The sequence below is a fragment of the Pseudoalteromonas sp. SWYJZ12 genome (genome assembly GCF_015864395.1).
Lineage (GTDB): Bacteria > Pseudomonadota > Gammaproteobacteria > Enterobacterales > Alteromonadaceae > Pseudoalteromonas > Pseudoalteromonas arctica.
In genome coordinates this window covers 80,134-104,907 of the sequence record NZ_JADYXH010000011.1, presented here as the reverse complement: position 1 = coordinate 104,907, position 24,774 = coordinate 80,134, and the positions used below count along the sequence as shown (strand labels likewise).

Sequence of the window (24,774 nt, the reverse complement as noted above, 5' to 3'; positions counted from 1 at the left end):
TGAGACGGCTAATCACCAGCTATGTAATGAGTTAACGCACGACTCATGTTAGTATTGATTTTAGGTTCATATAAATAATGAACATATAGATATTAAACTTCCATTAACATATAATAACCCTATATTACTAATACCAAACAACTAGAAAATCGGAACGCATCACTTTGAGTCACAGTTATAATCTAATAAAAATGAATTATTAATGAAATATATTTTATACCTTGCACTTTTAGTGTCTGCTCATGCATTCTCAGCACCTGTAAATAATAGTATCGCTTTTTACTACTCAGCGCCGATGCCATTAGCCGAAATGACCTTTTATTCTCGCGTTGTAGTCCAGCCTGATCTTGTGACTGAGCACGAACTTAATTGGTTTAAACAGCGTAATATTGCTGTTTATGCTTATTTAAGTGTTGGTGAGTCGTTTAATCAAAGTGAGTCATCACTTAGCATAAACCCCAACTGGAATAGCCACATTGCGGATTTAACATCAGCACATTGGCAACAATATATTGCAAATAGCGCTGCGGCATTAAAAGCACGTGGCTTTAGCGGCTTATTTTTAGATACCCTTGATAGCTATCAGCTATTAGATGCTACACACAGTAAACCCGATCAACAAGCTGGGTTAGTCACCATAATAAGCTCACTATCTGAGACTTTTGATAAGCACCTTATTCTTAACCGGGGCTTTGAGTTATTGCCTAAACTCGCTAATTTAGCTAAAGACTTAGTTGCTGAGGGTTTGTATAGCCACTTTAATCCAACCGACAATAGCTATAAGCTGACCAACAAAAACGACCAAGATTGGCTAAGCGCACAATTAAAAACAGCACAAGACTTAGGCCTTAACGTCCAAGTTATTGATTATGCAAAACCCGATAATCGCCTCGCTATGGCACAAAATATTATAGACGCCGGTTTTAATCCATGGGTAACCGATGGTCACCTGAAAACATGGGGAACATCATCAATTACACCGGTGCCTAGGCGCATTTTGATCCCTTATAACAGTAACGTAAAGCCACTCATTTACACTACCGTACATTTAAAGCTTGCGACCATGATTGAGTATTTGGGGTATATACCTGATTACATAGATATGGCAAAGCGCGATTTACCTTTGGTTGACCCTAGCTTACATGCCGGTATTATTTCGTGGACCTCAAGCGACGCATTTTACACACCAACACTTACCAATTGGCTTGAAGCTAATTTAGGTGTGGTGCCAGAGCTTATTTTAGGCGAGTTACCACAATCAACTAAATTATTATTAAGCTTGGGTATTGAGTCGTTAAACACACTGCCTGAAGGTCCATATAAACAAGATAGCTTTGCACCTTGGCTCAAAGGAGAATCCACAACACCTCCCCCTATTGTTAAACCATACTTACTCAAATTAGCAACTGATGCGACTCCTTTAATTACAATAAAATCATCAGATGACACAATAGTTGTACAAGCTGCTAAAACTAAATATGGTGCAGTCGTCGTTGCTCCTTGGCTAATTGATACATTTCCGATGGAAGGCAGCAAATGGGTTATTGATCCGCGTACACTACTAACTCAAGCTATGGGACTACCGCCTATATTAGTGCCAGATACAACCACCGAAAGTGGCAGGCGAATGCTAACGCTGCATATCGATGGAGATGGATTTACAAGTGTTGCCCATTACGAAGGTAAGCCTTATTCAGCAGAAGTGATTCGAGATGAAATAATTAAACGCTATAAACTGCCTTTAACGTCATCTGTGATCCAAGCTGACATTGAAGAAGGCGGTATTCACTCTAAACAAAGTGCCAAACTTGAAGGCATTGCACGTAGTATTTTTAACCTACCTTACGTAGAAGTTGCTTCGCATACTTATAGTCACCCCTATTTTTGGACAGCACTGTCTGGGCGAAAAAAAATAGATGAAGACGACACCGATTACGGTTTTCATCTAGATGTACCTGGCTACAACACTATCAGCCTTAAAAAAGAAATTACAGATTCAATAAAGTACATTGATGAAAAGCTCACACCTAAAAATAAAAAAACAGTGATGATGTTATGGTCAGGCGATGCAACTCCTGGTCCTAAAGCACTTGAACTTGCTCGTGATGCAGGTGTGTTAAATGTCAACGGTGGTAACACTGATGTAAATGCCGATAATCCTAGTCTTACACATATATCACCTATTGGCCGACCTGAGCGTGATTTGCTGTATCAAATTTATGCCCCCATATTAAATGAAAATGTTTACACAAACCTATGGCATGGCCCTTATTACGGCTTTAGACGTTTAACCGAAACTTTCGAAATAACAGAAAAACCATATAGGTTAAAACCTTACACTATTTACTATCACTTTTACTCAGGCGAAGTTCTTGCGGGTTTAGACGCTCTTAAACACAACATAGATTATGTTTTAGCAAGACCAAATACGCCTGTGCATTTAAGCCATTATGCAAAAGTAGCAAAAGATTTTTACTTTTCTGCACTTGCAAAAAACAATAATAATGAATGGTTATTTAGCTCAAAGTACATTCGTACTCTACGGATACCTACCGATTTTGATGTGCCAAACATAGCTCAAAGTGAAGGTGTATCGGGTGTAACTGAAAAAGGTGACTACATACACGTTATAAATAACATAGCTCGCCTTAGCTTTGATCACAGCCAAAATAGTAAAAAACCTTATTTAGCGTCTGCAAATGTTGTTATTAATAACTGGCAAGTTAACGGGCCTGTTAGTTTTAAAGCGTGGGTACCCGCTTCACTTGATTTAATGAATGCACGCTCTTGCGAATTTGTATCTAATTTGGGTGAGCACTTTAAAGGTGTAACACGCGCTAATGTGACACACTTTAATCTGCCAAAGGGTCAATTTTATGGTTATCTTAACTGCAATGGAGTCGCTCGATAATGAATGCTAAAAAGCGCCCTCAGTTAATTTCTGTAAAAACAATATTAGCAATATTAGCTGTAAGTTGTTTTGCACTTTATGCATTATTTCCTCACACCTTATTTTTTGAAGATGATGAACTTTCACAAGATTATACCTTTGAAAAATCGTACCTTAATGCAGCGCTCAACACAGAGCCCGACAACGAAAAGCTACGCGCAAAATTAGTTGAGCTGCATATAGGGCTTAGTGAGTATTCACAAGCCACTAACGAGCTTGAAAAACTACCTAGAGGTGAGCGCAAAGCGACGCTTGAAATAAAGCTGCTTTACTCATTATGGCTAGCAAGCGGGGCTAATATTGACGACCGTTTTGAAGAACTATCTTTAAAAATAGGTGCTCATAAAAATTGGAACGAACAAATACTAACTATTGCAAAAGCAGTTGGGTTAAACGCAAAAGTTGCTCAGTACTATCAAAAAAATAAACAGCCACTCCTTGCAGCCGATTACTGGTTAAGCTCAGGGGAACCTGACAAAGCACTCGCAATTTATAAAACAAATATAAATGCTGACATTGCAGCTAAAGCGATTGAAACTGCACTGGGCGCAAATAACCCGATTCAAGCTTATGCATGGTGGAAAACCTATGGTGACAAAGCCGATGTTAAACGCACTCTTTATTTAGCTAACCTAGCTGGCAACACAGAAGATGCAGCTCAAGCCATTGAAAGCTTATTAAAAGCTGAGCCAAATAACACCGACTACTTAACAAAAGCAATGCACCTACGTTTAGCAAATGGAAATGCAAAAGGGGCAGAACAATTACTCGCACAGTTATTACTACAGAGCTCAGATGACAAAGAGCTACATTTATTAAATTGGAAGATAAAGCGCTGGCAAAACAAGCCTAAAGAAGCACTTCGAGAATTTAAGTGGCTAATGTCTAACAAAGCCGTAACTCCTGCGATGCTTACCGACAGTATTAACGATGCCACCGCTTTATATTTATACCAAGATGCTAATGATATATACGAATATAAAGCTCAAAACAGAAGTCTGAAAGGCAATGGTTTTGCTAATTGGATGCAAGCTAACGAATTTATTGGTAACACAAAGCAAGAGTTAAACAATATTGAACGCTTTGAGCAAATAAATGGTAAAAGTGCATTATCACAATATTGGAAAGCAAAAGTACTTCACGATACTGGTAATTTAGAAGCGCTAAGAGCCCTGTGGCCTATATATAAAGGGCCTAAAAATGAAGAAGACTTACTTTGGATTGCCCGCGCATTTTGGCTAGAAGATGACTTTGCTACAGCTCTGCAAGTACTAAAAAGTAAGCAAGAAAGTTCTGATGATGAGTTTTGGAGCGCCAATGTAGATATGGCTACGCGAGTCAAAGACAAAGCTCATGAGCTATATGCATTAGAGCAGTTACAAAAAATAAGCCCTTTAAGCGTAGGCGACATGCTGCACTACCAACAATTGCGCTTTGAAGGTCGGCCTCAGGAGCTTCTTGATTATTTATGGAAAAGTGAGTCGCAAACTGACCGTCAATTGATTCAAATTGCATTATTAAGTACACAAGTAAATGATGCTAAATCAGTTGCACGTATTCATGCTGAACTTGATAAGCAGCGCTACAATAAAGCCCTCTACCCTGCTTGGTTAATTCTTTCTAATTGGTATCAAAACCAAAGTGATTTAAATTCAGCTTATACAACTTTAAACCGCGCCGCTAAATTAAGTGAATATGACTCTGATGTTGTGCTTGCACAAGGTTGGTTAGCGCTGCAAATGCACGACACTGTAATGATTGGCCGCATTTTAACGCGCTATTCTCAAGGCGACACTTCCTATGCGTGGACCCAGCTATTAGCAAGCCTATCTATTTATGAAAAATCATATAACAGTGCTTACTTTTATTTGCGTAAATTGGCCATTGCAGATCCAAGTGACTTAACAACACTGGTTAACTTAGCCGATGTAATGAAGCAACTTGGTTATTATGCAAATGCTGCTGAACTTAATCACTATTTACTGCAACACTTACCTAAAGATAAATATGCATACAGAGGCTTAATGTTCCGCTGGGCGGGCGCGATGGCTGTTCCTCATTTAATGCAATTAAACACAATGGAAGAACTTGCTCCCGACACTATTGGTGAGCCCCAAACAAACTGGTGGTTAGCGCGCAGGGCTGCACAAAAATTAGAGCCATGGCAAAAACTACAACTTTATATGACCAACGGCGAATTTAATAAAGCGAAACAGCTTATAGCTGAAGGTTCACTAAGCAAATTAGATGAGCTAAACGCCCTACTCTATTTAAAACAACCCTATGCCACCATGCAACGTTGGTACGAAGAACTTACTGGCGAGGCAAATGAATCGCAATTGAGTTTACTCAGAAATGCACGCGCATCCTATTTTAGAGCGCTTGAAATAAACCTATCGCCAGAGGCTGGTTTAAACAGTAGCCAGTACGATGTAAACGTTTATTTTCCTTATGCTAATGGGCAATGGAAATTAAGTTTAAGTAATCAGCAAAATCTTGATAACAACGGATTACTGTTTGCGATAGAAGATAAGATGACATTTGGTCGTTGGTATTTTGATGCAAAAATAGATTCTCACCAAGGCAGCTTAGTTAGCCGTCAAGGTTTTAGCTTGGACTCTCGTTATCAATGGGATTCGCGTACACAGGTAGGTTTAAAGCTTGAATATAATGTTGAAAACCGCCAATCAGAAGCGCTACTTAGCTATGCTCAGCTAGATAAAGCCACGGCCTATGTTAACTACAATATTGATGGTAGACAAAACGTACAGCTATCAGCAGCAGCGATGTCTTTTTCTCGAAGAAGCGATGGCAGCTCACTAATAAATGGCCAAGAATATAATGCACGTTACCAATACAGCATTTTAAAAGACCGCCCAATTTGGAACGCTTATTTTAGTGCGCAATGGCAAGACTTTGAACGTGTAAATGCATTAATAAATACAGAATCAAGACCTCTAAGAGTTGACCTTCAACCATTTAGACGTTTTGCACTAGGGACCTCATTTGCTTCAACTGGCTCTTTAGAACCTCCTTATTTAGGCGCAAGCCCTTCATGGCTATTCGATATAAGTACTGGCTATCAAACGCTTAACGATACAGTAGATGTATCAGTTTCGAGTGGCGCTGGTTGGTCTGTACTGGGCGATGATTTATTTAAATTACAGCTAGGTTACCAAAGTAGTAATAAAGTGGGTAACTCAGATACACAATTACAATTAGGTTATTACGTACATTTTTAATGTTAGGAGAGAGTATGTTTCGTTTAATTATACCGTGTTTGGTATTACTATTATCAGCATGTACCACCAGCAGAGTTGCTGATGATGTAGAGCTTAGCCCTTCAAAAATTGTGGCATTAATGCCACTTGTTAATCATGCTCAAACACCGCTTGCAGGTGAGCGTGCTGAAGATATTTTAGCCAGTATTTGGCAACAAAATAAATTGCCAACACTTATACGCGCACCTCGCGTAAACACCAAAGAGCTTCCACCACTGGACGATCAATACCGCTTAGACAATGCTATGCAGTGGTTAAGCACTCAACAAGCTGACTATGTACTAACAGGCAGTATTGAAGAGTGGCGCTACAAAGCGGGGCTTGACGGCGAACCCGTTGTTGCACTTACATTATCACTCACTGAAAATGGACAAACAACGCCGATTTGGACGGGTACTATTGCTAAAAGTGGTTGGGGCCGCGATAGCATTGCAGCAACAGCACAAGATGTGATTGCCGATTTAATTTCTTATATAGAGGTTAGTGAGTGAAAACACATTTCCTTAGACCAAGAGACGTTCCTGAGCTACAAATATGGGCTGAGGTATTTATATTTACCGCGCTTGCTTTAGGGCTGCCTGTATTATTTAACGCAGAGGACCCATTTTGGACTGAGGGAGGGTTTTCGTGGCCTGTACTTGGCCCACTTTTAGTTTCTCTACGTTATGGCTTTTCAAAAGGCTTTATTAGTATTTTATGTTTGCTTGTTGGTCAACTTTTTTTACTTCAAGCAAATATTTTATCACCACAAAGCGACTTCAATATTAACGCCATGATTGGCTACATTATTGTAATTATGATCACTGGCGAATTTAGGGATGTGTGGGAACGTACTAATCAACAACAAAGTATTCAGCTTGAGTACGTAACCGATCGCCTTGAAACATTTACTCGTCAGTATCACTTAATTAATTCATCTCACGATAGAATAGAGCAAATGCTTGCTGGCCATACGTTAAGTTTGCGTGAATCGCTACAAGCAGTAAGAACCTCTATCGGGCTATTGAAAGAAAGAAGGCTTGATAGCGCAGCGCAAAAAATAATCGACTTATTTGTTGAGTACGGTTCGCTAGAAAGAGCGGGGTTATATAAAGTTGAAAACGACAGTGTTTTAGAACCACCACTTGCCTCTATAGGTAAGATGAGTCAAATAGCTAAAAACGATCCTCTTATATTAGCGATGATCGAAGAAAAAGAATTAGTATCGGTAAAAGACGAAAAAGCATCATCGGGTATAAGTAAATACCATATGGCAATCCCACTTATCGACGTAAATAATACAGTTTATGGCGCTATTTTAGTTGAAAGAGTACAATTTTTTGCACTTAAAAATACCACTCTTACACTACTTGCTGTTATGGCTGGGCATATTGGCGACCTACTGCGCCATGAAATAACAAACCCAGTAATGACGTATGAAGAGTCTCCATACTTTATTCGCCAAGTTAAACGCGCGAATAAAGAAGCTAAACGATACAACATTCCATCGCAGCTGCTAAAAATAAAAGCCAATAATATTACTGATAAATCGACTCAACTTATGAGTTATTTAAGTGAAGCACGCCGTGGTTTAGACATTTATTTGTATGATAATCAAAATCAGGTATTACTGCTATTAATGCCATTAGCTGATGAACTTGAAAAAGCAGGCTTTATTGCCCGAATGAACACTTGGTGTAAAGAGCGCACTGGTAACACTTTAGCTGAGCTTGATATTGTTATTGAGCAACAACTTGCACTACCAATAAGCTCAGATGACATAAAGAGATTGGTTTCACTTTCATGATTATAATTATTGTAGCGGCTATTTTAGGGTGTATTTGCCAGTACTTTGCACTAATAGAAGTACTGGAAACACCTAATTGGTTTTTAGCTATATTATTGCATGCTATTGCTAGCATCCTTTTTGCTATTGTTAGTTATGTTTTTATACCTAAAAAATACAAAACGACTCCTTATAGCTCTTTGCTACTCATGTTTTTATTATTGTTTACATTACCAGTACTTGGAATTATAGGTGTTGTAGTAGCGCTTACGTTTGCTCTTTGTAAACCTCTCAAAAACGACGAGATAGAAATAGAAGAGCATAAAATACCTGAGCTTCCTTTTGAAGCCAGAGCAATATCAGCAAACCCGACCTATTCTATTGGCGGACTTAAAGCAATTTTGAAGCACGCGAGTGAACCAAATAAACGTCTAAGTGCTGTAATGGCAGCTCGTCACATGAGTGACTCACAAGCTATTCCTATTTTAAAGCTAGCACTTAAAGATTTAGAAGATGATATTCGACTACTCGCCTACTCAACCCTTGATGGTAAAGAAACCAAACTCAACGAAAAAATCAGTTTGTATCAGCAAGAAATAGCCGTTACGACTAAGCAGCCCAAATTGAGCCATTTACAAAAACAGCTAGCCGAACTGTATTGGGAACTAAGCTACTTAGGCTTAGCCCAAGGTGCACTGCGTAAATACGTTTTAGAAAAGGCAGTAGCACTTGCAGAGCAAAGTATTGAGCACGTAAAAACACCTGCAACCTTTATATTTTTAGGCCGAATATCTTTAGCCTTAGACAAATACGAAATAGCCCATGAGTACTTACTCAAAGCAACTGAATTTGGTATGGCAAGGCGTCATGTTCTCCCTTATAAAGCCGAAGTTGCCTTTTGTATGAACAAGTTTGACGACTGTAAACGCTACTTAAAAGAACTCCCAGAACAACCTAAAGGCAGTGAATTACGTCATTTGCAGGAGTATTGGCATGAGTAATAAAGATGCAGACATTTTACTGCTTTTGGAAGGTACCTACCCTTACGTACGTGGTGGTGTATCTAGTTGGGTTCATCAAATAATTGAAGGGTTACCTCATTATAACTTTGAGCTTGTTTTTATAGGTGGAGCACCAGAGCATTATGGCGAGATTCAATATACTTTACCTGAAAACGTTACCAAGCTGCATGTTCATTATTTAGTGGAAAATGACACTTCTGAAATAAAAGCCAAGCATGGGGTTAAATATAAAAAAGAGCTCTTTGATTTCTGGCAACAACTACAAAATTATTTTAGAGATTGTAACGAGCCTATCCCGACTGAATTGTTAAAATTTGCATTTGAAACTTTGGCTAAAAAAGACGGTATTAACGAAGCCGACTTTTTATATAGTGAATCATCGTGGCAAGTGCTCACTAATTACTATTCAACTTTTTGTGATGAATCCTCTTTTATTGACTTTTTTTGGTCATATCGCAATTTATATAAACCGCTATTTAAAATAGCCGAAATTGCACGTGGACTTCCAAAAGTTAAACTTATTCACTCAATATCTACCGGGTATGCTGGTATTTTAGGATCTGGTGCCAGTGTTATAAGCGATACTCCCTTTTTGTTGACCGAACATGGTATTTACACCAAAGAGAGAAAAATAGATCTTATTCAAGCCAGTTGGATCAAAGAGTCTGAACAAAGCCTAGGTAAAAACTTAAATACCGAGATGGGCTTTATTCGCCGAATGTGGATCAGCTTTTTTGAGCAAATAGGCCGAACAACATATCAAGAAGCAGATAAGATCATTTCGCTATACGACGGTAACAGACAGCGCCAAATAAAAGATGGTGCAGCGCCTGAAAAAGCATTTGTTGTACCTAATGGCATTAAAACAGTACGCTTTATTGAAGCGCTTGATCAGCGTCCAAAACAGATACCACCGGTTGTTGGGTTAATTGGACGTGTAGTGCCTATAAAAGATATTAAAACCTTTATACGTGCGATTAAAGAAGCGCAATCGATATTACCAGAGGTCGAAGGCTGGATCATCGGCCCTTATGAAGAAGATCCGCAATATTACAAAGAGTGTGAACTACTTGTAGGCAGCCTTGATTTACAAAACAGTGTTAAGTTTTTAGGTATGCAAGATATTACCAAAATTTTGCCTAAGCTCGGAATTGTTGCTTTAACCTCGATTTCCGAAGCGCAGCCTTTAGTACTTTTAGAAGCAATGGCGGCCGGTGTGCCTGTACTGGCTAGTGATGTTGGCTCGTGCCGCGAAATAATCGAAGGCGGAACCGATGAAGATAAAGCATTAGGTAAAGCAGGTGAAGTTGTCTCAATTGCTTCTCCTAGCGAAACAGCACAACAAATATCAAATATGCTAACAAATGAGCAAGCTTGGCTTGAGTATCAAAAAAGTGGTTTAGACCGCGTACAAAAATTTTATGACGAGAGCCACATGTTTGCCCGTTACGATAAACTTTATAAGGATACAATGGCATGGCCGGAATAGGTTTTGAGATACGAAAAATTCTCAAAAAAAATACCCTGCTCTCAGTTTTTGAAGCATACGGCTACGCAGGTTTAATAGGCTCAGGCCCCTGGCTGCTCTCTATTGTAGCGTTAATGCTAATTGGTATTTTAAGTTTAGGAATTGTATTACCTAAAGTACTTATTATTCAATTTTTAACGCTTGTTACCTACATGATGGCTGCCTCACTTATTTTAACGGGTGGCTTGCAGTTATTACTAACTCGATTTATTGCCGATTTATTTTTTCAAAAAGAAGAAGCAAAGGTACTGCCTAACCTACTCGGTGCACAGCTTATAACAACAATAGCCGCGTTATTGGTGGGCTTGGCTGTATGGCCTATGCTCCCTATACCCGTTGTTACTAAGGTTATAATTTTAGGTGCCTTTGTAAGCTTATGTAATCAGTGGCTTGGTGCTATTTTTCTATCAGGTATGAAAGAATACCGGTTAATTTTAATTACCATGCTAAGTGGTTACGCCTTTATGGTATTGCTTGCATATTTATTAAGAGACTGGCAGTTAGACGGCTTATTTTTTGCGTTTTTTGCTGGCGAAGCACTGCTCTTTTTTAGCTTTTTATTTATGATTATTCGCCGCTACCCAGGTGAAAAACTTATAAGCTTTGACTTTTTAAGCAATAAAAAAGTGTATTACAGCCTATTCTTTTGTGGTCTGTTTTATAACATTGGTGTATGGGCTGATAAAATCATTTTTTGGTATTCTCCAAGCACATCAATTCAAATTATTGGCACATTAAGAGCCAGCCCAATTTATGACTTACCTATATTTTTGGCTTATTTGTCTATTATTCCCGGTATGGCAGTATTTTTAGTAAAAATGGAAACCGACTTTGTAGAAGAATACGACCGTTTTTACACAGCTATTCGAGAGGGATCATCGTTAGAAGAAATTTACTATTTAAAAGACAATATGATCCAAACTGCACGTGCCGGTTTATACGATATATTTAAAATTCAAGGTATTACCGTTGCCTGCTTATTATTATGGGGCGAGCAAATACTTACTTTTATTGGTATTGATCCAAACTATAAAACGCTTTTATTTATTGATGTAGTTGGTGTGGGTGTACAAGTTATATTTTTGTCTATTTTAAATATTTTGTTTTATTTAGATAAACGCTCAACCGTCCTATTTTTAGCGGGGCTATTTTTGGTAATAAACGTTGTTTTAACTTTGCTATCAATCGCTTTTGGGCCGCAGTTTTATGGTTATGGCTTTGCATTAGCGACCATTATTACCTCGGTAGTAGGATTGTTTTGGCTTTCAAAACAATTTGAAGATTTAGAATACGAAACGTTTATGCTGCAATAGCATAATATAAAAACTTAGCATAAAGGCTGTAAGCTACAGCCTTTATCGTTACGTTAAAAACTCTAATAAACCGCGCTCAAACCGACTAAGATACTTTGTTTTACGGGGTAATTTAAAATTGTCGCGCCAATGAGTTTGTTCTGATTCATTTTTCTTACAAAGCTCAATAACATCAGGGTGAATATAAGAATTACGCGCTATTGTTGGCGTATTCCCAAGCTTTGAAGACACTTCATCAAGCATTGTTTTTAATGTAATAGCGCCTTTTGCTTCATACACTTCTTTAAAAGCAATCACACTTGCTCGCCATGTTCTAAAGTGTTTTGCGCTAAATTCTTCACCCATTATATTTTGAATATACTGATTGATTTCAGTCGAAGTAACGTTAGAGCGCTCCCCCTCTTCTATATATTGAAACAAGTGTTGCCCGGGTAAGTCCTGAAGCCCCTTAATAACACTACTCAATGCTTTATCCGTTATATTTACTTCCCTTTCTTTACCTGACTTTGCACGGTATTTTAATCTAATATTTTTACCTGTTAATTTTGCATGCCTTGATCTTAGGGTTGTCGCACCAAAACTTTTATTTTGTTTTACATTACGTTCATTCCCCACCCGTAAAGCACCTAAATCCATTAATCTAACAATGGCTGCTAAAGTACGTTCATAATCGAGCTCATCACCTTGCAATGCTTCCTTTAATTGAGCCCTAAGTAACGGTAGCTTATGTCCAAACACACTACAAGCTTGATACTTTTTAGCATCTTGTTGTTGTGTAAATAATGGATGATATCGGTACTGCTTTCGTCCTTTACTGTCGTAACCTGTTGCTAAAATATGCCCATTTTCTTCAGGGCAAAACCATACACTTTTATAAGCAGGCGGGAACGCGAGTGAATTTAAGCGCTCAATAACGGCCTTCTCTTTAATTATTTTTCCTATTGGGTCAAAATACTGCCAATGTTTGTTTTTTTGCTTTCGGGTAATTCCGGGCAAACTATCATCAACGTAAATCAATTCCATCATTCCTCCTCAAGCATTTAAAAGAGATATTGTTAACTCGCTTAAGCTTATATTTCAAAGCATAGAATGTACCACTTTAAAATAACCTTAAACTGAACGACTTTATTGATATATAATCAAAAATTGAGCAAAAACAAAAATACGATATATATAATGGTTATTATAACTACGCTTATATTCTCCCTTAATTGGGCATGCTGTTTAAAAGGAGCATTCAATGGCTTTTGATTATGGATCGATTGATCTTGGACTAAAAAACCCCTTCAAACTTGAAGGTAAAGTAACAGCTGTAAGAGGACTCATCGAGTCTATAGCGGGTATTAGTTTACTTGTTATTGCTGCGGGCTCAGTAAAAGAAGATACAACCGCTGGATGGATTTTAATGGTGTTTGGCATGCTTATTTTAGCATTCGGCATTCGCTCACTTTCAAGTGGTATTTATGCAACTCTTAAGTATTTTGTAGGCAGAAACCACCCTACTTCACTTGCTTATAACTACAGTAAATCACAAGCATCAACCGCCAAAGAAGAAGAAAAAGAAGTAGCCTACACCGCGCAATCACTCGAAGAAATGCTGGTTGGTCGTAAAAACAGTACGTTTAAAGAGCCTAATGGTTTTTTATCACGTTTACTTCACAGCTTAATCCCTAAGTTATTATTCCTACCTTATCCTATTCGTAATGTTGCTCAGCGCTTATTTGGCTCATGGGTAAGTACCCTTGTTGCACTTATTGCTTATGGCCTTGTGGCATTTGTATCTTTATCGGGTTTTACCGGTGAAGCAGGCGAATTAGCATTTCCTGTTTATAGTGCCATATTAATGTTCTACGTGCTTTTTTCGTGGCGCTCTACGGGTAAACCTATTTCTAGAAACGCTGAAAAAAATATTGAAGCACTTGGTACCGGTGCACTCGCTAAAATTATTTCTTTATCTTTTATTCTACCAATCGCTATTGGCCTTTCTATGTCATGGCTGATGAAAGAACAACACATTAGCAAACAAGAAATAGATGGCTGGATTGAGCAACTACCTAGTCTTCATGCTGGCATGTACTTAATTGCGATTATTGTATTAGCCACTCTGAGCTGCGCAATTGCTTTTATTATGATTAAAGCGCGTTTAAATGCAGTTACCCCTTCTGCTGAAGTATCAGAACTACGTGAAAACTGGCAAGAGTCTGTTCATCCAGACGAAATTTTTATAAACCTAGACAATCTAGTAATGGCTAACCGTCGTTATAAAGAAGTACCTAACAGAGTTTATCGCGAATTAGATCCTAAGCTTCAAGAACAAATTGAAGGTAAAGGCGGTTTTAAAGGTGAAATGATCCAAGAGATTCAACCTAAACTGCACTCAATAGACTTAGGTAAAAACTTTACGCTAGCACGGTTACTTGCTTTAGTAAGTGGTAACTTGCTTTATATTATAGCCTTAGCGTTTACTGTGTTTTTAGCGTATTCGTTTATTAATATTTATCATTACGTTGACGCTGCAAATATTAGTAGCTTTAAACAAGCATTTAATAACCAACATGTTATTCAATTTAGTGAGCTATTAATGACAAGCTTTCACTTATTGCTAATAGGTATACTTATTAAAGCATTTGCGCAATTGCTTACAAATACAGCTCATCTATTTTTTGCTGAAATGCAATTTGAATCACTACTAGTGTACTTTAAATGCGAAGGCACATTTACTGAGTCTAAAATATCAACAGGTACTGGTATTCACGATAGTACTCGCTCAGAAAATACTTTAGTACGCAGTAGCATAACGCCTTGGATTATTGTTTCTCGTGTTGTTTCTACTACGTTTGCAGCAACAGGTATGAAAAATCTTGAACATCCTCGCCATATTATGGAAATGCATAAAGACGAAGGACAATTACAAGCAATCAAAAAAGACGTTATCGCGTTCTTGAAAGACCGTGAATCTATCGCCTCAATCACCAGTGAGCGTGATTTAGGCAATGCGTCACAAATACATCAATTAAACCAGCAAACGCGTGCTATACCTACTCAGCAAGCGATAGCTAAAGATGACGAAGAAGCTGCCGGGTATTTAAGACAAGAAGAAAACTTATCTCCCGAGCCAAAGGGTTAATTAACTTAAACTCTGGATTATTAGTATTAATGCCACCTTGTAAATTAGGTGGCATTTTTTTATCCTTTATTAACCTCTATTCAATACCTTTTAACTTTACTACCTCTTTTATACTCAACAACATGATTAATATTGGATTAGTCCACAAAGCCCTTGCTTTATGTGCCAAAACACAAATAATGAAGTATTAATCACAGGGTAAGAATGAGGACAATGAGCTATATACTAACCACCCAATGTGCTGACGACGTAGGCTTAATAGCTAAAATCACAGGGCTTTGTCATAAAAACAATTTAAATATTACGCGTAACAACGAGTTTGTAGATAAAGACGCACAGCGATTTTTTATGCGCACAGAGCTTACAGGCGAGCCACAAAGCGACTTTTTAGATCAACTACGCGCACTGTTGCCACAAGGCGCTAAGCTTGCCCTACATTGCGGTGCAAAAACTAAAGTTGTTTTACTTGCAACTAAAGAAGCCCATTGTTTAGGTGGTATGTTGCTAAAGCAATTTGAACAAACTCTTAATATTGAAGTATTAGCCGTTATTGCTAACTACGCTGATTTAGAGCCTTTAGCAAAAGGGTTTGATGTGCCCTTTCATGTTGTATCGCACGAAGGACTAACTCGTAGCGAGCACGATCAAAAAGTAGGTGATTTAATTGCCAGCTACAACCCTGATATTATTGGTCTTGCCAAATACATGCGTATTTTAAGCCCTGAATTTGTGGGTCGCTTCGAAGGCAAAATAATTAATATTCATCATTCATTTTTACCCGCATTTATTGGTGCTAAACCTTATCATCAAGCATTTGAGCGCGGCGTAAAAATCATTGGTGCTACCGCTCACTTTGTGAATAATGAGCTTGATGAAGGCCCTATTATTTTGCAGGATGTAACAAGCGTTACACATGCTAATACCGCCGAAATGATGGCTAAAATGGGTAAAGATGTAGAGAAAACAGTGTTTTGTAAAGCACTCCAACTTGCATCAGAGCATAAGCTATTTATTAATGGTAATAAAACTGTAGTGTTTTCTTAGCATTGTACCAATTCGCTTAATTAAGTAGTTTATTTTGAGGTAATAAAACAGTGTTGATAACAAGGTATGCATTTTGTTATTAACCTGAATTCTAATTGATTATTCTACACATAAAAATATGCCAGCATTGTTGCTGGCATTTTTTTGCTCATAAATAAGCAAGTGACTTTTTAAATGTAAATTATGCCTGCTCTATTGGCTCGAGTTTTAATTTAGCGGCAATTAAAACGGCTTGGGTACGATTGTACACGCCGAGTTTTCTAAATATGGCTGTAATGTGTGCTTTTACTGTTGCTTCTGATATGTGCAGTTCATAAGCAATTTGCTTATTAAGTAAACCTTCGTGCAGATATTGCAGCACTCGGTATTGTTGAGGTGTTAATGAGGCAACTTGCGCTGCTATTTCTCGGTCTTCACCTTCAATTTCAGCTACTTTGTTTTTTAACTCTTTTGGTAGCCATGTATCGCCTTCAAGTATTTGGTTAATTGCACTGGCAATATCATCAGACGATGACGATTTAGGAATAAATCCCATAGCGCCGTAACCCATTACTTTAGAAACTATATTAGCGTCTTCACTACCCGAAACAACGGCAATAGGTAAGCTTGGGTATTCTTCTCTAATACGAATAAGACCATATAAATCACCATTACCTGGCATGTGAAGGTCTAGCAGTAATATATCAAGATCCTCTTGCTCGCTTAACACTTGCAGTGTGCTGTCAAAATCGGATGATTCAAAAACCTCTAAACCTTCAAATTTTGCGCTCAATGCGCCCTTTAGTGCTTCACGAAATAACGGATGGTCGTCCGCTATTAAAAACTGACTCATGGTTCACTCCTAATAAATTCGGCTGCCAGTTAGGTATAAAACCCTTACTGACAGCCGATATACTACGTTTAGAATCAACTTGTAATCAAGTTTTTAACGCACATTTAACGATTTAATCTGTTCTCGATTAGTTCATCGACTACAGATGGATCTGCAAGCGTTGACGTATCACCGAGTTGTTGGTGCTCATTTGCAGCGATTTTACGTAAAATACGACGCATAATCTTGCCTGAACGTGTTTTTGGTAAACCTGGAGACCATTGAATCATATCTGGTGATGCTATTGGGCTAAGCTCTTTACGAACCCAGTTACGTACCTCTTTGGTTAACTCATCGCTTACTGTTACACCTTCGTTAGGCGTGATATAAACATAAATACCTTGGCCTTTAATATCATGCGGGTAACCCACTACTGCTGCTTCTGCTACTGCTTCGTGCGCAACTAACGCACTTTCAATTTCGGCAGTACCTAAGCGATGGCCTGATACGTTAAGTACATCGTCCACACGTCCTGTGATCCAGTAATAACCGTCTTCATCACGACGACAACCATCACCTGTAAAGTAAACACCTGGGTAAGCGCTAAAATAAGTTTGTTCAAAACGTTCATGGTCGCCATAAACAGTTCGCGCTTGTGATGGCCAGCTATCTAAAATAACTAAATTACCGTCCACAGCACCTTCAAGGTTATTCCCCTCAGCATCAAATAATGCTGGCGCAATACCAAAAAATGGATGGGTCGCAGAGCCAGGCTTTGTATCAGTTGCACCCGGTAGAGGCGTAATCATTATGCCACCGGTTTCTGTTTGCCACCACGTATCAACAATCGGACAATTAGATTTACCAATACTCTCGTAATACCACGTCCATGCTTCTGGATTTATTGGCTCACCCACCGAGCCTAAAATACGTAAACTATCGCGATTTGACGAAGCTGTTGGCTCATCACCTTTCGCCATTAGCGCACGAATTGCTGTAGGCGCAGTATATAAAATAGTTACACCGTGTTTATCAACAATTTCGCCCATACGTCCTGCAGTTGGATAAGTTGGTACACCTTCAAATAATACTTGTGTACAACCGTTTACTAATGGCCCGTATGCAATGTAACTGTGACCTGTGATCCAACCTACATCGGCACTACACCAATACACATCGTCTTCTTTTAAATCAAATACGTATTCATGTGTCATTGATGAGTAAACTAAGTAGCCACCAGTAGTATGCACAACCCCCTTCGGCTGACCTGTTGAACCTGATGTATATAAAATAAACAATGGATCTTCAGCGTTCATTGGCTCTGGTTCACACTTTGCTGGTAAATCAGCAACTAGGTCATGCCACCATATATCGTGCTCATTCCAATCAACTTCACCGCCGGTTAATTGGTGCACAATAACATGCTCAATTGAGGTTACAGATTCTTGCGCTACCGCTTCATCTACATTTGCTTTTAATGGAACACAATTACCTGCTCTGCGCCCTTCATCCGAAGTAATAACAATTTTGGCACCCGAATCTCGAATACGATCTGCAATCGCAGAAGGTGAAAAGCCACCAAATACAACCGAATGAATAGCACCAATACGTGCACAAGCCTGCATTGCATAAACAGCTTGAGGCGTCATAGGCATATAAATCGCTACACGATCACCTTTTTGAACACCTAGCTTTTTTAAACCATTGGCAAACTTAGCCACTTCATCATGCAATTGTTGATAAGTAATATTCTCACTTTGAGATGGGCTGTCACCTTCCCAAATAAGCGCAGTTTTGTCTGCTTTGGTTTTTAAGTGACGATCGATACAATTGTACGAAGCATTAAGGTAGCCATCCTCATACCATTTAATATTTATATGGCCTTTGTCGAATGATGTGTTTTTAACTTTTGTATAAGGGGTAGACCAATCAAGACGTTTGCCATGCTCACGCCAAAAACTTTCTGGGTCATCAATAGATTGCTTGTAAAGCGTATTATATTTATTTTTATCTACAAGAGTCGCATCTTTAATATGCGCAGGAACTGGATAGATACTTTGTGACATCTTAGTCTCCATTTAAATTACTTGCCTTAAGCTTTTATCAAGGATTACTCAGCAGTGCTACATTAAGTATTAGACCTTAGTTGTACACCCCTTCAATTTCATCATTTGTAGTTTATAATCCTTCTGCTTTCAATTTTTTTACATAAATAATACAACGCGTTAAATGTAAGTAAATATAAACTAATCTGCTCTCAAACCTTAGTCTTATAGACCAATAGGTAATTGAGTAAATATTGCACATATTCAACAGTGTTCTCGTACTCTAATAAAGATATTTTGTTGTACTTACTAAAATGCTTTATTTAACGAATGAAAATAGAAAGTGAATTGAAAGCCAAATTAACAACCCTTTTTATTCGTAAGTAATACTCGTAGCAAGTAATACAAATATCTATGAAAAAAAAGTAATAAATAACAAGTAGCCTATAAAGGACACCACAATGAAATTTACCCCATTAAAAACATTGGCAGCAAGCGCTGTACTATGTGCACTATCAAGTACTGCATACGCGGCAACTGCTGCAAAAATTGGTGATACCGAATTTACTTACGGTGGATACATTAAACTCGACTCTATGTGGAGTGATTATTCAGCGGGTGCGCCTGCAGGCTCAAACGTAGGCCGTGACTTTTACGTACCAAGTACGCTAACAGTTGGCGACGATAACAGCTCAGATGCTGTGTTTGATATGCATGCTCGCGAGTCACGCTTTAACTTTGGCACAGCCACTGTTATGGATAACGGTAAGACCGTTAACACTAAAATTGAGATTGATTTTTTAGCCTCAGCTGCTGGCGGCAATGAACGTGTATCAAACTCTTATGCTCCACGTATTCGCCATGCGTTTGTGACATACGACGGTTGGTTATTTGGTCAAACATGGTCTAACTTTCAAAACGTGGGTGCCCTTGCTGAAACGCTTGATTTTGTAGGCCCAGCTGAAGGCACTATATTTGTTCGCCAATCGCAAATTAAATATACCACTGGCGCATGGTCTTTCTCATTAGAAAACCCAGAAAGTACAATTTCTACTACTAGCGGTATGGTAGTAACTGATGATGCATCCTTGCCTGACTTTACAGCTCGTTACACACACAAAGCTGATTGGGGTAACATTGTTGTTGCAGCGCTTGCTCGCCAACTAACTTATAAAGTAGGCAGTGTTGATGCAGATGAAACATCTTTTGGTATTAGTGCGTCGGGTAAAATAAACCTTGGTGAAGACAACCTTAAATTTATGCTTACTCAAGGTAAAGGCTTAGGCCGTTACGTAGGCTTAAACGTTGCTCACGGCGCAGTACTTAATGGCGATGAACTAGATGCCATTGATTCGACTTCTGGTTTTGTTGCTTACCAGCACAAGTGGACAAGCCAATGGCGTTCAACGTTCTTATACTCTTTCTTCTCTGCTGATAACAACACTAATTTATTAGCTATTTCTGGTGATCCGACTGAATCAAGCCAAAGCTATAGCGCTAACATTTTATATTCCCCTGTTAAACGCCTAACATTTGGAGCTGAGCTAAAACATGCTGAGCGTGAAACTGAAAGTGGCGTAGATGGCGATTTAGATCGTTTACAATTCTCTGTTAAATACTCTTTTTAATAACTAAAAAGCTAACTACTTTAAATAAGCGGCCTAGGCCGCTTTTTTTTATAAGGGATATTAAGTTCTATATAATTCATCAATTCGTACCCATAATCTCTTTATGTGACGCTAAAATCCAACAAAATAGAATAATAATAGGTAAAACACACAACTCAATTGCAAATCGATATCATTTAGATTAAGTTACGCACTTCTTTTTGAACTAACTGGAAAAACTTATGTCGTCCCCTCAAGTTTTGCGTTTATCTAAATTAAGCTTTGCTACTTCTTTAATTCTATCTGGTTATGCACTTGCTGATGAAGCAACTGTAAAAGATGAACCTCTCGAAAAAATTGCGGTATATGGTCAACATCACAAAAACTACATAACAGAAGAAGCGCAATCAGCTACCAAACTAGGTTTAACAATTAAAGAAACACCACAGTCAATCTCGGTAGTATCACGCGCATTAATGGACGACTTTTCACTAGACGATATAAACTCAGTACTTGAAAGCACCCCCGGCGTAACAGTAGAGCAAATAGAAACAGATCGTACTTACTTTAAAGCTCGTGGCTTTGAAATTACTAACTTTCAAGTTGATGGCTTAGGTATTCCACAAAGCTCTGGATCTATTCAAGGCAGTCTTGATACTTCAATTTATGACCGTGTAGAAATAGTTCGTGGCGCTAATGGCTTAATGACCGGTGCCGGTAATCCTTCTGCAACTGTAAATATGGTTTTAAAGAAACCAACTTACACAACACAAGCAAATGCATCAGCCTCGTATGGCTCATGGAATAAAAAACGTTTAGATTTAGATGTATCTACGCCAATAAATGAAGAACACGCCGTACGTGCTGTATTTACAAAGCAAAAAGCTGATTCATACCTAGATCGCTACGAAACAGATAAAACAATTATTTATTTAGCCTACGAAGGCAAATTAACAGACAGCACATTATTAAGCGTTAACTACGTTAACCAACAAAAAGATGCTGATAGCCCACTTTGGGGGGCACTACCTCTTTATTACACCGACGGCTCACCAACAGACTATGACGAATCAACCAGTACTGCTGCTGATTGGTCTTACTGGGATAACAGTGCAGAGCAAGTATATGTAACGCTTGAACAAAACTTATCAGCAACATGGGTGGCTAGAGCACGCTATGCTCACATCGAAAACGAGCAAAACTCAGAGCTGTTCTACGTATACGGTACCCCTGATAAAGATACTGAACTTGGTTTAACAGGTTATGCAAGTCGTTATGATTACGAAGATAAGCATGACTTATTTGATTTATATGCCAGTGGTAAATTTGATTTATTTAATCAAGAGCACAATCTATCATTTGGTGTTAGCCAAGCAAAAATGGATTACAACGAGCAGTCTCTTTACGATTACACTACAGGCAATGGTTTTCCAGATATGCCATCGCTTAAAACGTGGGATGGTGTAGTACCAGAGGCAACACTTGCTGATGGCGTAAATGGTAGCGATATTACTAACGAGCAAAAATCAGCTTACATATCTACTCGCATTAAATTAAGTGAGCCTTTAAGTGTGCTCGCTGGCGTGCGTTATACCGATTGGGAAACAAAAGGCACAGCCTATGGCGTTGCTCAAACTAGAAGTGACTCTGAGCTAATACCGTACATTGGTACAGTGTACGACTTTAACGAATCTCTATCGGCTTATGCAAGCTATACAGAAACATTTGTACCGCAAAAAGAACTAGACATAAATGCCAATCAACTACCTGCTGTTACTGGAAAAAGTAGCGAAATAGGTGTCAAAGCCCAGCTTCTAGACGACCAGTTATTTGTAACGTTTGCTTATTTTGATGCAAAACAAGATGGCCTTGCTGTTGCTATAGCTAACTCATTACCAAGTGATACGCGTTATTATGCAGCTGATGGCATTAGTAGTAATGGTTTTGAAGTAGAGTTAAGTGGTAAATTTACAGATGATTTAAGTGCAAGTATTAGCTTTAGTAATTTAAATATTGATGGTGATGATTTAGTAAAAGATTACACACCAGAAAACCAACTTAAAGTGGCCGCAACCTATCAAGTACCTTTAGTTGATGGCTTATCATTTGGTGCAAACTATCGCTGGCAGGATTCAACTAGCCGAGTTCAAGTTAAAGATGCTAATGGTATTGCAAGTGTTACTACCAACCAAGATGCATACGGGTTACTTGATTTAATGGCCACTTACAAAATTACAGATAACGTAGGAGTCACTTTCAACGTTAATAACACCACAGGTGAAAAATATTTGCACAGCCTATACTGGGAACAAGGTTACTACGGTGCACCGCGTAACTACGCTCTATCTGTAAATTGGCAGTTATAAATATATTTGATTAATTAAAGGCTGTAGATTTTTGCGGTTAAATTAAAAAACGACACATTTTTAATGTGTCGTTTTTATTTTCTCTAGCCAGAGATTTTCAGTGGAAACAAGGCGAATTTACGCGTCAATAGCTGGCCTATTGCAAGTAAATTCAACGCAGTTAGCGCTGAAAATAGCTGCTCGAGATAGATTTATTATCCAGAGCTCAGGTTATCTACTTTAAGTTTTTAACAACAAAAAAGCGCTGATCATTACTGATCAGCGCTTTTTAAAGCTCGGGTCAAATCAAGCTTAAAAACTCATTTTGATGCTGTTAAAGGTCAGCGTCATCGCCCAACTTATCTTCACCATCATCTGGTTCAATAGTTGCTTTTAGTAAAAGCATTTCGCGCAACTTACCTTCAATCTCATCTGCAATTTCTGGGTTTTCTTTCAAAAATTTAATTGAGTTAGATTTACCTTGGCCAACTTTGTTGCCACAGTAGCTATACCAAGCACCTGCTTTTTCAACAATTTTGTGCTTAACACCTAAGTCAATTAACTCGCCTTGCTTAGAAATACCTTCACCATACATGATGATAAATTCAGCTTGTTTAAACGGCGGCGCAACTTTGTTTTTAACAATTTTAACGCGTGTTTCGTTACCAACAACTTCATCGCCTTCTTTAACAGAACCAATACGACGAATATCAATACGAACAGATGCGTAAAACTTAAGTGCATTACCACCCGTTGTTGTTTCTGGGTTACCAAACATAACACCAATTTTCATACGGATTTGGTTAATGAAAATACATAACGTGTTAGAGCGTTTAATGTTACCAGTAAGCTTACGTAATGCTTGCGACATTAAACGTGCTTGTAAGCCCATGTGCGAGTCGCCCATGTCGCCTTCAATTTCAGCTTTTGGTGTTAGTGCAGCAACCGAGTCAATTACAACAACATCTACTGCGCTTGAGCGTACTAACATGTCACAAATTTCTAGTGCTTGCTCACCTGTATCTGGTTGAGATACAAATAATTCATCTATATTTACACCCAATTTTTGGGCATATACTGGATCTAGAGCATGCTCAGCATCAATAAAGGCACATGTTTTGCCTTCTTTTTGTGCTTCTGCGATAACTTGTAAAGTAAGCGTTGTTTTACCAGATGACTCAGGTCCGTATACTTCAACAATACGTCCCATAGGTAAACCACCTATGCCTAAAGCAATATCAATACCTAATGAGCCTGTAGATACAGATTCAATGTTTAACGCTTTGTTATCACCCAATTTCATAATTGAGCCTTTACCAAATTGACGTTCAATTTGTGATAGTGCAGCGTCCAACGCTTTTTGTTTGTTATCGTTCATTTTATTCTCCAAATCCAGCTAATGGAATCAAGTATACTGTATGAAATTACAGTATCAAGCTAATTTTTTTATTTTATCTCATTTATTACACTTTTCAATGCAAATACAATAGCTTGCAGTCTAACTTGAGCCCTATCGCCAGAGAATACTTGTTTAAAGGTCAGTACTTTGTCATTAATTTGTATGCCAAGCCACACAAGTCCCACAGGTTTGCCTTCTGTTGCCCCGCCAGGTCCTGCAATACCCGATACAGCTATAGATATATTTGCATTTGTTGCCTTTATTGCCCCTAGTGCCATTTCACGTACTGTCTGCTCGCTCACAGCACCAAATTGCGCTAATGTACTGGCACTTACATTTAGTAAGTCTTGCTTTGCTTGGTTACTGTAAGTCACAAATGCGCGGTCAATATAAGCAGAGCTTCCGGGCGTATCTGTAAGGGCATAACTCACTCCGCCACCAGTACATGACTCAGCACTAGTGATCCATAAGCATTTATCCGTTAAAATAGCGCCTAATTGCGCAGCAAGTGTTTTAATCTCTTGATGTAATTCCATA

Annotated in this window: 16 protein-coding genes; 11 read left to right on the top strand and 5 right to left on the bottom strand. The window is 38.5% G+C overall.

Annotated elements, in window-relative coordinates; all coding sequences use genetic code 11:
* Positions 1-202 precede the first annotated feature (202 nt).
* From I6F42_RS13285 to pelG, 7 genes are read left to right on the top strand one after another with little or no spacing between them, the layout of a single operon-like run.
* On the top strand, positions 203-2,911 hold the full coding sequence (locus tag I6F42_RS13285) for an endo alpha-1,4 polygalactosaminidase (RefSeq protein ID WP_197152432.1): 2,709 nt from the start codon (positions 203-205) through the stop codon (positions 2,909-2,911).
* Positions 2,911-6,192, top strand: coding sequence for a tetratricopeptide repeat protein (locus I6F42_RS13280; protein WP_197152431.1), 3,282 nt, complete (start codon positions 2,911-2,913; stop codon positions 6,190-6,192). The genes I6F42_RS13285 and I6F42_RS13280 overlap by 1 nt, the downstream gene beginning before the upstream one ends.
* 14 nt (positions 6,193-6,206) lie before the next feature.
* A complete protein-coding gene (locus I6F42_RS13275) occupies positions 6,207-6,722 on the top strand; it encodes a hypothetical protein (RefSeq protein WP_007584808.1) in 516 nt (171 codons plus the stop codon).
* A complete protein-coding gene (locus I6F42_RS13270; protein WP_197152430.1) occupies positions 6,719-8,017 on the top strand; it encodes a PelD GGDEF domain-containing protein in 1,299 nt (432 codons plus the stop codon). The genes I6F42_RS13275 and I6F42_RS13270 overlap by 4 nt, the downstream gene beginning before the upstream one ends.
* A complete protein-coding gene (locus I6F42_RS13265) occupies positions 8,014-8,997 on the top strand; it encodes a protein PelE (protein WP_197152429.1) in 984 nt (327 codons plus the stop codon). Before I6F42_RS13270 ends, I6F42_RS13265 begins: the two co-directional genes overlap by 4 nt.
* On the top strand, positions 8,990-10,507 hold the full coding sequence (pelF, locus tag I6F42_RS13260) for a GT4 family glycosyltransferase PelF (RefSeq protein WP_197152427.1): 1,518 nt from the start codon (positions 8,990-8,992) through the stop codon (positions 10,505-10,507). Before I6F42_RS13265 ends, pelF begins: the two co-directional genes overlap by 8 nt.
* The gene (pelG, locus tag I6F42_RS13255) at positions 10,495-11,859 is read left to right on the top strand and encodes an exopolysaccharide Pel transporter PelG (RefSeq protein WP_197152425.1); all 1,365 of its coding nucleotides are present in this window, start codon (positions 10,495-10,497) and stop codon (positions 11,857-11,859) included. The genes pelF and pelG overlap by 13 nt, the downstream gene beginning before the upstream one ends.
* 48 nt (positions 11,860-11,907) lie before the next feature.
* Here pelG and I6F42_RS13250 read toward each other — a convergent pair whose 3' ends face one another.
* On the bottom strand, positions 11,908-12,882 hold the full coding sequence (locus I6F42_RS13250; protein ID WP_197152422.1) for a DNA topoisomerase IB: 975 nt from the start codon (positions 12,880-12,882) through the stop codon (positions 11,908-11,910).
* 217 nt (positions 12,883-13,099) lie between these two features.
* Here I6F42_RS13250 and I6F42_RS13245 point away from each other — a divergent pair, with 217 nt between their 5' ends.
* Together I6F42_RS13245 and purU are read left to right on the top strand one after the other, a co-directional pair.
* A complete protein-coding gene (locus tag I6F42_RS13245) occupies positions 13,100-14,986 on the top strand; it encodes a hypothetical protein (protein WP_165722861.1) in 1,887 nt (628 codons plus the stop codon).
* Between the two features lie 213 nt (positions 14,987-15,199).
* Positions 15,200-16,030: a formyltetrahydrofolate deformylase gene (purU, locus tag I6F42_RS13240; protein WP_007584800.1), complete on the top strand. Its 831-nt coding sequence runs from the start codon at positions 15,200-15,202 to the stop codon at positions 16,028-16,030.
* Positions 16,031-16,211: 181 nt separating this feature from the next.
* On the opposite strand, the gene I6F42_RS13235 is transcribed toward purU, so the two are convergent.
* Entirely contained in the window at positions 16,212-16,862 is a 651-nt protein-coding gene (locus tag I6F42_RS13235; protein ID WP_007584799.1) for a response regulator transcription factor, read from the bottom strand.
* 104 nt (positions 16,863-16,966) lie between these two features.
* Complete coding sequence (gene acs / locus I6F42_RS13230; protein ID WP_197152421.1) at positions 16,967-18,907, bottom strand: acetate--CoA ligase; 1,941 nt, start codon at positions 18,905-18,907, stop codon at positions 16,967-16,969.
* A gap of 440 nt (positions 18,908-19,347) precedes the next feature.
* On the opposite strand from acs, the gene I6F42_RS13225 reads away from it, so the two are divergent.
* Both I6F42_RS13225 and I6F42_RS13220 read left to right on the top strand, forming a co-directional pair.
* Positions 19,348-20,514, top strand: a complete 1,167-nt coding sequence (locus I6F42_RS13225) for a DcaP family trimeric outer membrane transporter (protein ID WP_197152420.1) — start codon at positions 19,348-19,350, stop codon at positions 20,512-20,514.
* 221 nt (positions 20,515-20,735) lie between these two features.
* A complete protein-coding gene (locus I6F42_RS13220; protein ID WP_197152419.1) occupies positions 20,736-22,859 on the top strand; it encodes a TonB-dependent siderophore receptor in 2,124 nt (707 codons plus the stop codon).
* Between the two features lie 313 nt (positions 22,860-23,172).
* Here I6F42_RS13220 and recA read toward each other — a convergent pair whose 3' ends face one another.
* The gene (recA, locus tag I6F42_RS13215) at positions 23,173-24,216 is read right to left on the bottom strand and encodes a recombinase RecA (RefSeq protein WP_024591486.1); all 1,044 of its coding nucleotides are present in this window, start codon (positions 24,214-24,216) and stop codon (positions 23,173-23,175) included.
* A 68-nt stretch (positions 24,217-24,284) separates the two neighbouring features.
* Positions 24,285-24,773, bottom strand: coding sequence for a CinA family protein (locus I6F42_RS13210; RefSeq protein WP_197152418.1), 489 nt, complete (start codon positions 24,771-24,773; stop codon positions 24,285-24,287).
* Position 24,774: the final 1 nt, after the last annotated feature.

Coding starts and splice junctions, on each gene's coding strand:
- I6F42_RS13285 (WP_197152432.1), top strand. CDS start 203: ATGAAATATATTTTATACCTTGCACTTTTAGTGTCTGCTCATGCATTC.
- I6F42_RS13280 (WP_197152431.1), top strand. CDS start 2,911: ATGAATGCTAAAAAGCGCCCTCAGTTAATTTCTGTAAAAACAATATTA.
- I6F42_RS13275 (WP_007584808.1), top strand. CDS start 6,207: ATGTTTCGTTTAATTATACCGTGTTTGGTATTACTATTATCAGCATGT.
- I6F42_RS13265 (WP_197152429.1), top strand. CDS start 8,014: ATGATTATAATTATTGTAGCGGCTATTTTAGGGTGTATTTGCCAGTAC.
- pelF (WP_197152427.1), top strand. CDS start 8,990: ATGAGTAATAAAGATGCAGACATTTTACTGCTTTTGGAAGGTACCTAC.
- pelG (WP_197152425.1), top strand. CDS start 10,495: ATGGCCGGAATAGGTTTTGAGATACGAAAAATTCTCAAAAAAAATACC.
- I6F42_RS13250 (WP_197152422.1), bottom strand. CDS start 12,882: ATGGAATTGATTTACGTTGATGATAGTTTGCCCGGAATTACCCGAAAG.
- I6F42_RS13245 (WP_165722861.1), top strand. CDS start 13,100: ATGGCTTTTGATTATGGATCGATTGATCTTGGACTAAAAAACCCCTTC.
- purU (WP_007584800.1), top strand. CDS start 15,200: ATGAGCTATATACTAACCACCCAATGTGCTGACGACGTAGGCTTAATA.
- I6F42_RS13235 (WP_007584799.1), bottom strand. CDS start 16,862: ATGAGTCAGTTTTTAATAGCGGACGACCATCCGTTATTTCGTGAAGCA.
- acs (WP_197152421.1), bottom strand. CDS start 18,907: ATGTCACAAAGTATCTATCCAGTTCCTGCGCATATTAAAGATGCGACT.
- I6F42_RS13225 (WP_197152420.1), top strand. CDS start 19,348: ATGAAATTTACCCCATTAAAAACATTGGCAGCAAGCGCTGTACTATGT.
- I6F42_RS13220 (WP_197152419.1), top strand. CDS start 20,736: ATGTCGTCCCCTCAAGTTTTGCGTTTATCTAAATTAAGCTTTGCTACT.
- recA (WP_024591486.1), bottom strand. CDS start 24,216: ATGAACGATAACAAACAAAAAGCGTTGGACGCTGCACTATCACAAATT.
- I6F42_RS13210 (WP_197152418.1), bottom strand. CDS start 24,773: ATGGAATTACATCAAGAGATTAAAACACTTGCTGCGCAATTAGGCGCT.